Source organism: Geodermatophilus sp. SYSU D00705 (genome assembly GCF_054050135.1).
On record NZ_JBJGYT010000004.1, the window covers coordinates 97,578 to 110,053 of the forward strand.

General features: G+C 74.9%; 11 protein-coding genes and 2 tRNA genes. 4 read left to right on the plus strand and 9 right to left on the minus strand.

Annotation, left to right across the window (positions count from 1 at the left end; all coding sequences use genetic code 11):
- Positions 1-6: 6 nt before the first annotated feature.
- Complete coding sequence (locus ACI78Q_RS04715; RefSeq protein WP_456922162.1) at positions 7-1,029, minus strand: NAD(P)H-dependent glycerol-3-phosphate dehydrogenase; 1,023 nt, start codon at positions 1,027-1,029, stop codon at positions 7-9.
- Positions 1,026-1,835, minus strand: coding sequence for a lysophospholipid acyltransferase family protein (locus ACI78Q_RS04720; protein WP_456922163.1), 810 nt, complete (start codon positions 1,833-1,835; stop codon positions 1,026-1,028). Before ACI78Q_RS04720 ends, ACI78Q_RS04715 begins: the two co-directional genes overlap by 4 nt.
- A gap of 156 nt (positions 1,836-1,991) precedes the next feature.
- On the opposite strand from ACI78Q_RS04720, the gene cofC reads away from it, so the two are divergent.
- The 3 genes from cofC to ACI78Q_RS04735 are packed head-to-tail and all read left to right on the plus strand — an operon-like array spanning position 1,992 to position 5,735.
- The gene (gene cofC / locus ACI78Q_RS04725; RefSeq protein ID WP_456922164.1) at positions 1,992-2,633 is read left to right on the plus strand and encodes a 2-phospho-L-lactate guanylyltransferase; all 642 of its coding nucleotides are present in this window, start codon (positions 1,992-1,994) and stop codon (positions 2,631-2,633) included.
- Positions 2,634-2,673: 40 nt separating this feature from the next.
- On the plus strand, positions 2,674-4,749 hold the full coding sequence (locus ACI78Q_RS04730; protein ID WP_456922165.1) for an RNA degradosome polyphosphate kinase: 2,076 nt from the start codon (positions 2,674-2,676) through the stop codon (positions 4,747-4,749).
- The gene (locus tag ACI78Q_RS04735; RefSeq protein WP_456922166.1) at positions 4,749-5,735 is read left to right on the plus strand and encodes an NUDIX hydrolase; all 987 of its coding nucleotides are present in this window, start codon (positions 4,749-4,751) and stop codon (positions 5,733-5,735) included. The genes ACI78Q_RS04730 and ACI78Q_RS04735 overlap by 1 nt, the downstream gene beginning before the upstream one ends.
- On the opposite strand, the gene leuD is transcribed toward ACI78Q_RS04735, so the two are convergent.
- Together leuD and leuC are read right to left on the minus strand one after the other, a co-directional pair.
- Positions 5,693-6,298 (minus strand): 3-isopropylmalate dehydratase small subunit, encoded by a 606-nt coding sequence (gene leuD, locus ACI78Q_RS04740; RefSeq protein ID WP_456922167.1) that lies wholly within the window; start codon positions 6,296-6,298, stop codon positions 5,693-5,695. The genes ACI78Q_RS04735 and leuD overlap by 43 nt on opposite strands.
- Positions 6,299-6,336: 38 nt before the next feature.
- Entirely contained in the window at positions 6,337-7,758 is a 1,422-nt protein-coding gene (leuC, locus tag ACI78Q_RS04745; protein WP_456922168.1) for a 3-isopropylmalate dehydratase large subunit, read from the minus strand.
- A gap of 101 nt (positions 7,759-7,859) precedes the next feature.
- Here leuC and ACI78Q_RS04750 point away from each other — a divergent pair, with 101 nt between their 5' ends.
- Entirely contained in the window at positions 7,860-8,537 is a 678-nt protein-coding gene (locus tag ACI78Q_RS04750; RefSeq protein ID WP_456922169.1) for an IclR family transcriptional regulator, read from the plus strand.
- 130 nt (positions 8,538-8,667) lie between these two features.
- Here ACI78Q_RS04750 and galK read toward each other — a convergent pair whose 3' ends face one another.
- The 5 genes from galK to ACI78Q_RS04775 form a co-directional block, all read right to left on the minus strand.
- Positions 8,668-9,825: a galactokinase gene (gene galK, locus ACI78Q_RS04755; protein ID WP_456922170.1), complete on the minus strand. Its 1,158-nt coding sequence runs from the start codon at positions 9,823-9,825 to the stop codon at positions 8,668-8,670.
- Positions 9,822-10,910: a galactose-1-phosphate uridylyltransferase gene (gene galT, locus ACI78Q_RS04760; protein ID WP_456922171.1), complete on the minus strand. Its 1,089-nt coding sequence runs from the start codon at positions 10,908-10,910 to the stop codon at positions 9,822-9,824. The genes galK and galT overlap by 4 nt, the downstream gene beginning before the upstream one ends.
- A gap of 138 nt (positions 10,911-11,048) precedes the next feature.
- Positions 11,049-11,121: transfer RNA gene (locus tag ACI78Q_RS04765), tRNA-Glu, on the minus strand.
- A 41-nt stretch (positions 11,122-11,162) separates the two neighbouring features.
- A tRNA-Gln gene (locus ACI78Q_RS04770) sits at positions 11,163-11,234 on the minus strand.
- On the minus strand, positions 11,220-12,473 hold the full coding sequence (locus ACI78Q_RS04775; protein WP_456922172.1) for a CPBP family intramembrane glutamic endopeptidase: 1,254 nt from the start codon (positions 12,471-12,473) through the stop codon (positions 11,220-11,222). The genes ACI78Q_RS04770 and ACI78Q_RS04775 overlap by 15 nt, the downstream gene beginning before the upstream one ends.
- Positions 12,474-12,476 lie beyond the last annotated feature (3 nt).

Here is a 12,476-nt window from a genome sequence, read left to right on the forward strand (position 1 = left end):
CGTCGCTCACTCGTGCTTCGCTTCCCTGGACATGATCTCCTTCACCATCTGCGCCGCGGGGACGCCCTCGTGGCAGACCCGGACGACGGCCTCGGTGAGCGGCATCTCCACCCCGTGCGCCCGGGCCAGGTCGAGGACCGGCCGGCAGCTCTTGACGCCCTCGGCGACCTGCCGGGTGGTCTGCTGGACCTCCTCCAGCGTCATCCCGCGACCGAGCTTCTCCCCGAAGGTGCGGTTGCGCGACAGCGGCGAGCTGCAGGTGGCCACCAGGTCGCCCAGCCCGGCGAGCCCGGCGAAGGTCGTCAGCTCCGCGCCGAGCGCCGCACCCAGCCGGGCGGTCTCGGCCAGGCCGCGGGTGATCAGCGAGGCCCGGGTGTTGTCGCCGAAGCCCATGCCCTCGGTGATGCCGCAGGCCAGGGCGATGACGTTCTTCACCGCCCCGCCGAGCTCGCAGCCGACGAGGTCGCGGTTGGTGTAGGGCCGGAAGTAGGGGGTGTGGCAGGCGGCCTGCACCTGCGCGGCCCGCTCCTGGTCGGGACAGGCGATGACGGTCGCCGCCGGCTGCTCCTCGGCGATCTCCCGCGCCAGGTTGGGGCCCGACAGCGCCGCCACCCGCTCGGCGCCGGCGCCGGTGATCTCGCAGATCACCTGGCTCATCCGTTTGGTGCTGCCCAGCTCGATCCCCTTCATCAGCGACAGCAGCACCGCGTCGGCCGGCAGCAGGGGCGCCCACTCGGTGAGGTTGTCCCGCAACGACTGGGAGGGGACGGCGAGGACGACGATCTCCGCGCCGTCCAGGGCCTCGGCCGGATCGGTGGTGGCGCGCAGCCGCTCCGGCAGCGGGATGCCGGGCAGGTAGTCGGGGTTCTCCCGCGTCTCGCTGATCGCCCGGGCCAGCTCCGGACGCCGGGCGTGCAGCGTGACCGCGCAGCCGGCGTCGGCCAGCACCTTGGCGAAGGTGGTCCCCCACGAGCCGGCGCCCAGGACCGCCGCACGGGCGCCGCCCCGGCCCGGCACGGACCCGCTCACGCGGCGCTCTCCGGCGCGTCACCGGGGAGGGTGCGCCGAGGGCGGGGCGCGAAGAACGCCGTGGGCGCGGGCTCCCCGCGCACCTCGGCCAGCTGGTCGCGGACGGCGCCCATCATCCGGTCGGTGACCTCGCGCAGGAGCTCCCCGGTCACGGGCCGGCCGGCGCGCACCTCGGCGCGGAGGTCGGCGAGGTCGACCGGCTCGCCGACCAGGTACTCCGCCGGCACGCGCAGCCGCAGGTGCAGCTTCTTGGCGTGGTAGTCGTGCAGGCGCTGCGGGCCCCACTGCGCCACCGGGAGCACCACGGCGTCGGTGGTCAGCGCCAGCCGCGCCACCCCGGTGCGGGCCTCCATCGGCCACCAGTCGGGGTCCCGGGTGACCGAGCCCTCCGGGTAGATCACGACGACGTTGCCCGCGGCGAGGTCGGCCTCGGCCGCCGACAGCGACGTGCGGGCGTCGGCCGAGCCGCGGGCCACCGGGATCTGCCCGGCCGCGCGCAGGATCCGCCCGGCCGGCCCCTTGAACACCGACGACTTCGCCAGGAAGTGCGGCACCCGGCCGCAGTCCCAGACCAGCCGGGCGCAGGCGAGGGGGTCGACGACCGACACGTGGTTGGCCACCACCAGCACCGGCCCGGTGCGGGGGAAGCGCTCCGCGTGGCGGTACCGCAGCCGGAACACCAGCGCGGTCACCGGGTACACGGCGACGACGCACAGCCACAGCGCCGGCGGGAGGGGCTTCCGGGTGCGCCACCGGGACGGCGCTCGGCGCGCGGTCCCGGCCTCCGGGAACCGGTCGTGGCTCACCGGTGCCTCCCTCCTGCTGCTCCCGCGCACTCGCCGCACGGGATGTGATCTGCGTCCATGATCGGGCCTGCGCCCGTCCCCGCGCTCCACCGGGGTCCCGGCACGCCCCGCACGGGCCCACCACCGGCCGCTGCCCGGTGTGCTCACATTGTGGCCGTGCCCCCCTGGTCGGTCGTCGTCCCGGCGAAGCGGCTGACCGTCGCCAAGACCCGGCTGACCCCGCTCACCGGTGGTCCCGCCGGGCTCCCGGGCGCCGCCCACACCCGGCTGGTGCTGGCGCTGCTGGCCGACACCGTCAGCGCCGCGCTGGCCGCCGCCGCGGTCGCCGACGTCCTCGTGGTCACCGACGACCCCGACGCCACCGCCGTCGTCACCGCGCTCGGCGCCCGGACCGTCCCCGACGAGCCCGACCGCGGGCTGAACCCGGCCCTGGCCCACGGTGCTCGCGCCACCGGCGCGGGCGCCGTCGCCGCGCTCTCCTCCGACCTGCCCGCGCTGCGCCCCGAGGAGCTCACCGCCGCCCTCACCGCGGCGGGGACCGCCCCGCGCTGCTTCGTCGCCGACGCCCAGGGCACCGGGACGACCCTGCTGACCGCGGCCGGCGTCGACCTCGCCCCGGCGTTCGGGGCCGGGTCCGCGGCCCGGCACCGGGAGGGCGGGGCGGTGCAGCTGGCCGGTCCCTGGCCAGGGCTCTCCCGCGACGTGGACACTGCCGGCGATCTGCGTGCCGCCGTGGCCCTCGGTGTCGGCCGGCACACGGCGGCGCTGGTGGCAGGGGGCGGTCTGGCGGTCGGGTGAGCGGCACCCGCTGTTCACCTGGCTACGGCACGATGGCCACGTGGCGACTCCCCGACCCGCTCTGCCGGCCGACCGGTTCCTCAACCGCGAGCTGTCGTGGCTGGACTTCAACGCCCGGGTGCTCGAACTGGCCGAGGACGACGCCCTGCCCCTGCTGGAGCGGGTGAAGTTCCTGGCGATCTTCGCCAGCAACCTCGACGAGTTCTACATGGTGCGCATCGCCGGTCTGAAGCGCCGGCAGAGCACGGGGCTGACCGTGCGCTCCCCCGACGGGCTGACCATCCGCGAGCAACTGGCCCGCGTGACCGAGCGGACCCGGGAGCTGGTGCACCGGCACGGCGAGGTCTTCACCAAGGACATCACCTCGCGGCTGGAGGAGGCGGGGATCCGGATCGTGCACTGGGACGAGCTGGGCGACGCCGAGACCGCGCGGCTGCGCGACTACTTCCGCGACCAGGTCTTCCCGGTGCTCACCCCGCTGGCGGTCGACCCCGCGCACCCGTTCCCCTACATCAGCGGGCTCTCGCTCAACCTCGCCGTCTCCGTGCGCGACCCCGAGACCGGCGGCCCCCGCTTCGCGCGGCTCAAGGTGCCCAACAACGTGCCCCGGTTCGTGCCGGTCGACCCGTCCGGGACGGCGTCCGAGGCGGTCTTCCTCCCGCTGGAGGACCTCATCGCCGCGCACCTCCCGCAGCTGTTCCCCGGCCTCGACGTGCTCGACCACCACCTGTTCCGGGTCACCCGCAACGCCGACCTGGAGGTGGAGGAGGACCGCGACGAGGACCTCCTGCAGGCCCTGGAGCGCGAGCTCGCCCGCCGCCGGTTCGGCCCGGCGGTGCGCCTGGAGGTCGCCGAGTCCATGGACCCGCGGATCCTGCAGGTCCTCATCAACGAGCTGGAGGTCGACAAGGAGGACGTCGTCCGGGTGCCCGGCCTGCTCGACCTGGCCGCGTTGTTCGCCCTGTACGACCTGGACCGGCCCGAGCTCAAGGACGACCCGTTCGTGCCGGCCACCCACCCGCGGCTGTCGGAGGGCGAGACACCGAAGAGCGTCTTCGCCACGCTGCGCGAGGGCGACGTCCTGGTGCACCACCCGTACCACTCGTTCGCCACCAGCGTGCAGCGCTTCATCGAGCAGGCCGCCGCGGACCCGAACGTGCTGGCGATCAAGCAGACGCTGTACCGCACCTCCGGCGACTCCCCGATCGTCAACGCCCTCATCGACGCGGCCGAGGCCGGCAAGCAGGTCGTCGTCCTCGTGGAGATCAAGGCGCGCTTCGACGAGGAGGCCAACATCAGCTGGGCCCGGTCGCTGGAGCGGGCCGGCTGCCACGTGGTCTACGGGCTGGTCGGGCTGAAGACCCACTGCAAGACGGCGCTGGTGGTGCGCCGCGAGGGCAGCGTCATCCGCCGGTACTGCCACATCGGCACGGGCAACTACAACCCGAAGACCGCGCGCCTCTACGAGGACCTCGGCATCCTCACCGCCGACCCGCGGGTGGGCGCCGACCTCACCGACCTGTTCAACACCCTCACCGGCTACTCGCGGCAGACGACCTACCGCCGGCTCATGGTCGCGCCGCACGGGGTGCGTGCCGGCCTGATCGAGCGGATCCGCCGGGAGGCCCGCCACGCCGCCGAGGGCAGACCGGCCGGCATCCGGTTCAAGATGAACTCGCTGGTCGACGAGCGGATCATCGACGCGTTGTACGAGGCCTCCATCGCGGGTGTGCCGGTGGAGCTGTTCGTCCGCGGCATCTGCTCGCTGCGCCCCGGTGTGCCCGGGCTGTCCGAGAACGTCCGGGTGCGCTCCATCGTCGGCCGCTTCCTCGAGCACTCGCGGGTGATGAACTTCCGCAACGGCGGCGAGGGCGAGTGGTGGATCGGCAGCGCCGACCTCATGCACCGCAACCTCGACCGCCGCGTGGAGGTGCTGCTCCAGGTCTGCGACGAGCACGCGCAGCGGCTGCTGGGGAACGTCTTCGACCAGGCGATGGCCGACGACGTGCGCTGCTGGGAGCTCGGCGCCGATGCCGCCTGGACCCGCCGGGAGGGGCGGGACTACCAGGTCGGGCTCATGGAGCAGGTCGTCGCGCACGCGACCGGGGAGGCCTGATGGTCATCCGGGCCGCGGGCGGCGCGCTGTGGCGGCCGGCCGCCGACGGCGGGATCGAGACGGCCGTGGTGCACCGGCCGAAGTACGACGACTGGTCGCTGCCCAAGGGGAAGCTGGACGCCGGGGAGCACGCGCTCAGCGCCGCCGTCCGGGAGGTGGTCGAGGAGACCGGCCTGTCCGTCGTCGCCGGCCGCCGCAGCGTGCGCACCGAGTACGAGGTCGCCGAGGGTCCCAAGCGGGTCGACTGGTGGCTGATGCGGGTGGTCGGTGGGGAGTTCACGCCCAACCGCGAGGTGGACCGGCTGCGCTGGCTGCCGCTGGACGAGGCCGCCGCGCTGGTCAGCCACGAGGCCGACCGGGCGGTCCTCGCCGACCTCGGCCGCACCGGCGTCCCGCGGGAGCCGACCCTGCTGCTGGTCCGGCACGCCAAGGCCGGGAGCCGGGCGGACTGGGACGGCCCCGACGAGGAGCGCCCGCTGGAGGGCAAGGGACGCCGGCAGGCGCGCCGGCTGGCCGAGGTGCTGCCGCTGTTCGCGCCGACGGCGGTGCTCACGGCGCGGCGCACCCGCTGCCGGCAGACCGTGGAGCCGCTGGCCGAGCGGCTGGGGCTGGCGGTCGAGGACCTGCCGGAGCTCGGCGAGGAGGAGTACGACGCCGACCCGCAGGCCGGGCTGGCTGTCGTCGAGCGGCTGCTGGAACCGCGCGAGACGCCCGGCGTGACGGTCGTGTGCAGCCAGGGCGGGGCGATCCCGTCGGTGCTGATGAGCCTGGGGGTGCGCTGGGCCGGGGTGGCGGGAGCGCTGTGGCCCCCGGCGGCCAAGGGCAGCGTGTGGGCCCTCGGCGGCCGGCCGGGCGCGCTGGCGGCGGACTACTACCGCGACCTCGACCCCGAGAAGTCCGACGACCCCGGCACACCCGAGGGTGCGCCGGGGTCGCGGCCGGTTCAGGCGGGCAGGGCCGGGAGCGCCGTGGGCAGCCAGGGCTGACGCCCGGCCTCGTAGGCCTCGATGTCGGCCAGGTGCCGCTCGGTGAGCCCGACGTCGTCCAGGCCCTCCAGCAGCCGCCAGCGGGTGTAGTCGTCGATCTCGAACGGCACGGTGACGCCCGCGTAGCGGACCTCCTTGGCCTGCAGGTCGACGGTCACCTCGAGGGTGGGGTCGGCCTCGACCGCCGTCCACAGCGCCTCGACGTCGGCCTGCGGCAGCAGCACGGTGAGCAGCCCGGCCTTGGTCGAGTTGTTGCGGAAGATGTCGGCGAACCGCGAGCTGATGACCACGCGGAAGCCGCCGTCCATGAGCGCCCAGACGGCGTGCTCGCGGGAGGAGCCGGTGCCGAAGTCCGGGCCGGCGACGAGGACCGAGGCGTCGGCGTACTCCGGCTTGTTGAGCACGAAGTCCGGCTCGTTGGTGCGCCAGGAGACGAACAGGCCGTCCTCGAAGCCGGTGCGGGTGATCCGCTTGAGGTACTCGGCCGGGATGATCTGGTCGGTGTCGACGTTGGTCCGCCGCAGCGGGGCGGCGGTGCCGGTGTGCGTGGTGAAGGCGTCCATCGTGGTCAGACTTCCTGTCGGGGCGGCGGGGCGGGTGGTCAGACCGTCTCGAGGTCGGCGTCGTCCAGGTCGGCCGGAGCGGTGAGCTTGCCGGTCAGCGCGGTGGCCGCGGCGACGGCCGGGCTGACCAGATGGGTGCGCCCGCCCTTGCCCTGCCGGCCCTGGAAGTTGCGGTTGCTGGTGGACGCCGAGCGCTCCCCCGGCTTGAGCTGGTCGGGGTTCATGCCCAGGCACATCGAGCACCCCGCGCCGCGCCACTCGGCGCCGGCCTCGGTGAAGACCTGGTCCAGGCCCTCGGCCTCGGCCTGCGCCTTGACCGCCACGGACCCGGGGACGACGAGCATCCGGGTGCTGGCGTCGATGTGCCGGCCGCGGAGCAGCTCGGCGGCGACCCGGAGGTCCTCGATCCGGCCGTTGGTGCAGGAGCCGAGGAAGACGGTGTCGACCTCGATCTCGCGCAGCGGCGTGCCCGGCGTCAGGCCCATGTAGGCCAGCGCGCCCTCGGCGTCGCGGCGGTCGTTCTCGTCGGCGATCTGCGCCGGGTCGGGCACGCTGGCCGAGATCGGCAGGCCCTGCCCCGGGTTGGTGCCCCACGTGACGAACGGCGTCAGGGACGCCGCGTCGATGTGCACCTCGCGGTCGAAGACGGCGTCCTCGTCGGTGCGCAGCGTCGTCCAGTACTCGACCGCGGCGTCCCAGTCGGCGCCCTGCGGGGCGTGCGGGCGGCCCTTCAGGAAGTCGAAGGTGGTCTGGTCGGGGGCGATCAGGCCCGCCTTGGCGCCGGCCTCGATCGACATGTTGCAGATCGTCATCCGGGCCTCCATCGACAGCTTCTCGATGGCGCTGCCGCGGTACTCGATGACGTGGCCCTGCCCGCCGCCGGTGCCGATCTGGGCGATGACGGCGAGGATGACGTCCTTGGCGCTGACGCCCGGGGGCAGCTCGCCGTCGACGGTGACCGCCATCTGCTTGGGCCGGTACTGCGGCAGCGTCTGCGTGGCCAGCACGTGCTCGACCTCGCTGGTGCCGATGCCGAAGGCCAGCGCGCCGAACGCGCCGTGCGTGGAGGTGTGGCTGTCGCCGCAGACGATGGTCATGCCCGGCTGGGTGAGTCCCAGCTGCGGGCCGATGACGTGCACGATGCCCTGGTCCCGGTCGCCCATCGGGGCCAGCCGGATGCCGAACTCGGCGGCGTTGCGGCGCAGCGCCTCGACCTGCGCGCGGCTGACCGGGTCGGCGATCGGCTTGAGGATGTCCAGCGTCGGGACGTTGTGGTCCTCGGTGGCCATCGTGAGGTCCGGACGGCGGACCGCGCGACCGGCCGCCCGCAGCCCGTCGAAGGCCTGGGGGCTGGTGACCTCGTGGACGAGGTGCAGGTCGATGAAGAGCAGGTCCGGCTCGCCGGCGGCGCTGCGCACGACGTGGGCGTCGTAGACCTTCTCCGCCAGGGTCTTCGGCACGGCTGGTCCCTCCTGGGTACGGATCTCGCACGGCGGCCTGCTGGCCATCCCATGGTGTGGGATGCGAGTATTGCTGTGTGGGACAGCCTAACCCCGTTGCCGTGCTGGACAAAGCAGTGGCCATCCTCCGCGCCGTCGCGGCCGAGCCCGCGACCCTCGCCGAGCTGGTCGAGCGCACCGGCCTGCCCCGGGCGACCGCGCACCGGCTGGCCGTCGCCCTCGAGGGGCACCGCCTGGTCCGCCGCACCTCGGTCGGGGCGTGGGCGCCCGGTCCCGGGCTGGCCGAGCTGGGCCGCGGCACCGCCGACCTCGCCGAGATCGCCGGCCGGCACCTGGTGACCCTGCGCGACGCCAGCGGGGAGAGCGCGCAGTTCTACGTGCGCGACGGCGCCTCGCGGGTGTGCCTGGCCGCCGCCGAGCGGGCCCACGGCCTGCGCGACACGGTGCCGGTCGGGTCGCGGCTGCCGATGACCGCGGGCTCCGCCGCGCACGCCCTGCTCGCCTTCGCCCCGGCCGACGAGGTCACCCCGCTCCTGCCGGCGGCCAGCTTCACCGCCCGCACGCTGCTCGACGTCCGCCGGCGAGGCTGGGCGCACAGCGTGGCCGAGCGCGAGCCGGGGGTGGCGTCGCTGTCGGCGCCGGTGCGGGACGCCGCCGGCGGGGTGCTCGGGGCGGTGTCCATCTCCGGGCCGGTCGAGCGGCTGGGCCGGCGTCCCTCGCCGGAGATCGTCGGCGCCGTGCTCGAGGCGGCCGGCGCGATCTCCCGCGCCGCCCGCTGAGCCGCCCGTACGCGCCGCCCCTCCGGCGTTGATCCTGGGACTGTCGCCGGCTCCGACGGTGCGTCGTCGCGAGTCGCGTGCACCGAGCCCGTGATCGACGCGGGACGGCGCGCGGTGGAGCAGGAGGGTGTCAGGCGAGCCGGCGGGCTCCCGCAGCAGGAGTGACGGCGAAGGTCCGCGGCGCCCTGTACCCCTCCGCGGCGAAACGACCAGTGATCGCCGCCACGGTCCCGGCGGTCCGCGCGGCGTCGACCAGCACGATCGCGCTCCCGCCGAACCCGCCGCCGACCATCCGGGCGCCCGCGGCCCCGGCCTCCAGCGCGGTGGCCACGGCGGTGTCCAGCTCGGCGGTGGAGATCTGGAAGTCGTCGCGCAGCGAGGCGTGGCCGGCGGTCAGCACCGGGCCGATCGCCTCCGGCCGCCCGGCCCCGCGCAGGACGTCCACGACCTCCAGCACCCGCGCGTTCTCGGTGACGATGTGCCGGGCCCGGCGCAGCAGCACGTCGCCCTCGTGGGTGCCGTCGTCCAGGGGGGCCAGCGCGGCGACGTCCGGGACGTCGCGCAGCGCCGCCACCCCGAGCCGCTCGGCGGCCTGCTCGCACTCGCGGCGCCGGTCGCCGTAGCCGCCGGTGGCGTGGTCGTGGGTGGTGCCCGTGTCGACGACCAGCAGCTCCAGGCCGGCGGCCGCGAGGTCCAGCGGCACCTGCTCGCTGCGGCGGTCGCGGGTGTCGAGGAACAGCGCGTTGCCCGCCGTGCACAGCAAGGACGCGGACTGGTCGAGGATGCCCGTGGGGGCCCCGACGAAGTCGTTCTCGGCCCGCCGCGCGACGTCCACCAGGTCGGCGACGGCCAGGTCGGGTGCCGCGAGGTCGCGCAGCGCCAGGGCCACCGAGCAGGAGAGCGCCGCTGACGAGGACAGGCCCATGCCGGACGGGACGTCGCCGTCGACCAGCACGCTCACGCCGCCGGGAACGCGGTCGCGCAGCGCGTCGACGACACCGGCCGGGTACCCCGCCCAGCCGCCGGGCCGGCCCGGGGCCAGCTCGGCGACGGCCACCTCGACCCGGTCCCCCGGGTGCTGCAGCGAGACCAGGGCGACCAGGCCGTCGTCCCGCCGGGCGACGGCGGCGCGGGTGGTGTGCGGCAGCGCGACCGGCAGCACGAAGCCCTCGTTGTAGTCGGTGTGCTCCCCGATCACGTTGACGCGGCCGGGGGCGGCCCACACCCCCTCCGGCTCGCCGCCGAACGCCTCGGCGAAGGCCCGGCGGGCCCGCTCGGCGGCGCTCACGGCACGTTCCGCAGCTGCTCGGCCACGTCCTCCGGTGTCGTGTCGCTGATGAACGCCCCCATCCCCGACTCCGAGCCCGCGAGGTACTTCAGCTTGCCCGGGGCGCGGCGCAGCGAGAACAGCTGCAGGTGCAGCCACCAGTCCTCCCGCCCCCGGCCCACCGGCGCCTGGTTCCAGGAGGCGATGTAGGGCATCGGGGTGTCGAAGCGGCGGGCGAACCGGCCGAGGACGTCGAGGTAGACCGCGGCCAGCGCGTCGCGCTCCTCGCCGGTGAGGGCCGGGAGGTCCGGCACCCGGCGGTGCGGGAAGAGCTGGAGCTCGTAGGGCCAGCGGGCCGCGGCCGGGACGAACGCCGTCCAGTGCTCGTTGGCCGCCACCACGCGGGGCCCGGAGCGCTCGGCGGTCAGGACGTCGGCGAACAGGTCCCCGCCGGTCTGCGCGCGGTGCCGTCCGACGGAGGCCAGCAGCTTCTCCACGCGCGGGGTCACGAACGGGTAGGCGTAGATCTGCCCGTGCGGGTGGGACAGCGTCACCCCGATCTCCTCGCCGGAGTTCTCGAAGACGTAGACCTGCGCCACGCCCTCGATGCCGGACAGCTCCGCGGTGCGCTCGGCCCAGACGTCGACCACGAGCCGGGCCCGAGCGGCGTCCAGGGTCGCGAAGGAGCGGTCGTGCTCGCTGGTGAAGACGACGACCTCGCAGCGGCCGAAACCCGGGCGCAGCTCGGTCAGCGGGGCACCGGGCGCCGCCGGCGGGACGTCGCGCTCGACGCCGGTGGCCAGCGACGGGAACCGGTTCTCGAAGACCACCACCTGGTAGTCGGCCTCCGGCACCTCCGTCGGGGGACGGCCGGGGCGGGCCGGGCACAGGGGGCACTGGTCGGCCGGCGGCAGGAAGGTGCGGGTCTGCCGGTGCGAGGCCAGGACGACCCACTCGCCGAGCAGCGGGTCCCACCGCAGCTGGGAGCGGGTGCTCACCGCCGGGAGGTCGCGCGGGTCCTCGGCCGTCCGCGCGGGGGCCGCGCCGTCGGCGTCGAAGTAGAGGATCTCGCGGCCGTCGGCCAGCCGCCGACTCGTCCGGATCACGTGCGCTCCCGCCCTCCTGCCGCCCGTCACTGTCCGTGAACGGCGAGCAGACGCTAGTCCTGGCCCGGATCGGGCGGCCACCCGGTGCCGGGAACGAGGAGAGCCCCCGGCCGGAAGGCCGGGGGCTCTCCCCTGCTGTAGCCCCGAAGGGATTCGAACCCTCGCTACCGCCGTGAGAGGGCGGCGTCCTGGGCCGCTAGACGACGGGGCCGTGCGGTACTGCGGTGGTGCTGGAGGAACAGGACTTCCTCGCTGGGGTACCAGGACTCGAACCTAGACTAACGGAACCAGAAACCGTCGGGCTGCCAATTACCCCATACCCCAAGGGCCGTGCTGCGCCTCGCGGCGCTGGACAACACCATACCCGATGCCCTGAGCCGGTTCCGGCACCCCCCAGGGTGACGGTCGTCGCAGGTCCCGGGCGTCGGTGACCGTCTCCGGCTGCAGCCGCCGCCGGGCACGGGCCACGAGCGCCACGTAGGCCGCCATGGCCAGCACGTCCACCGCGACCACCAGGACACCGGTGCCCGCCGGGACCGCGTCGGTGGTGACCCCCTCCCCCAGCCCGCCGGCCAGCAGGAAGACCAGCACGTTGTTGACCGCGTGGAGCACGATCGCCGCCTCCAGCCCGCCGGTCAGCCACACCACGGCGGAGGCGGCCAGCCCGAACGCGAACCGGTCGAGGAAGCTCCACACGTCCGGCGGCGCGTGCGCGGCGGAGAACAGCGCCGCGGTGACCACCCCCGCGACGACCGCACCGGCCCGCGGGGACCTGATCCAGCCGGCGATCGCCTGGCTGAGGTAGCCGCGGAACACGTACTCCTCGGCCGCCGACTGCAGCGGCGTGGTGAGGACCACGACGAGCACGAGCCAGACGTAGGACGACGACGGGCCGGTGACCTCGCCGCCCTCCAGCAGGAACCCCAGCAGCAGGGTGACCAGGATGCCGGCGCCCAGGGTGGGGAGGGTCAGCAGCGTCCAGGGCAGGAGCAGCCGCCAGCGCAGCCGGGCCAGCACCGACGACGACCAGCCCGGCCTCATGCCGTGCGCCGCCACCCAGGCCAGCCACACGATCGGGATGGCCACGATCAGCGACAGGTTGGTGATCAGCAGGACGCCGGGGTCGACCAGGTCGAGCAGCTGCAGGTCGGGGAACGCCCCGGTGACGTACGCGGCGAGCACCACGACGGTGGCCGCGACCGTGTAGACGACGGTGATGAGCAGCAGGCCCAGCAGCGGACGCCACCAGCGCCAGTCCCTCGAGCGCATGGCGCGCAGGTAGGGCACGGGGACGTCGTGCGGCGGGGTACCCGGCGGCGGCTCGAACCGCAGGCCCGGCGGCAGGCCCGGGAGCGGCACGGAGTGCGGGCCCGGCTGCAGGGGCACCGGGCCCAGCGGCCAGGCCACCGGCCCCGCCCACGCTCCGGTGGCCGGCAGGGAGTGCACGCCGTGCAGCGCACCCGGCACGTAGGGCGGCGCCCCGTAGGGCCCGGTCGGCGGCGGCCCCGTGTAGGGCTCGTCGTCGGCCGGGCCCGGTTCTCCGGGCGGCACCCACACCGTCACGGG

Excerpts from the sequence above, each read along its gene's own strand:
- ACI78Q_RS04735 (WP_456922166.1), top strand. The coding sequence starts at position 4,749 with ATGGTCATCCGGGCCGCGGGCGGCGCGCTGTGGCGGCCGGCCGCCGAC.
- leuD (WP_456922167.1), bottom strand. The coding sequence starts at position 6,298 with ATGGACGCCTTCACCACGCACACCGGCACCGCCGCCCCGCTGCGGCGG.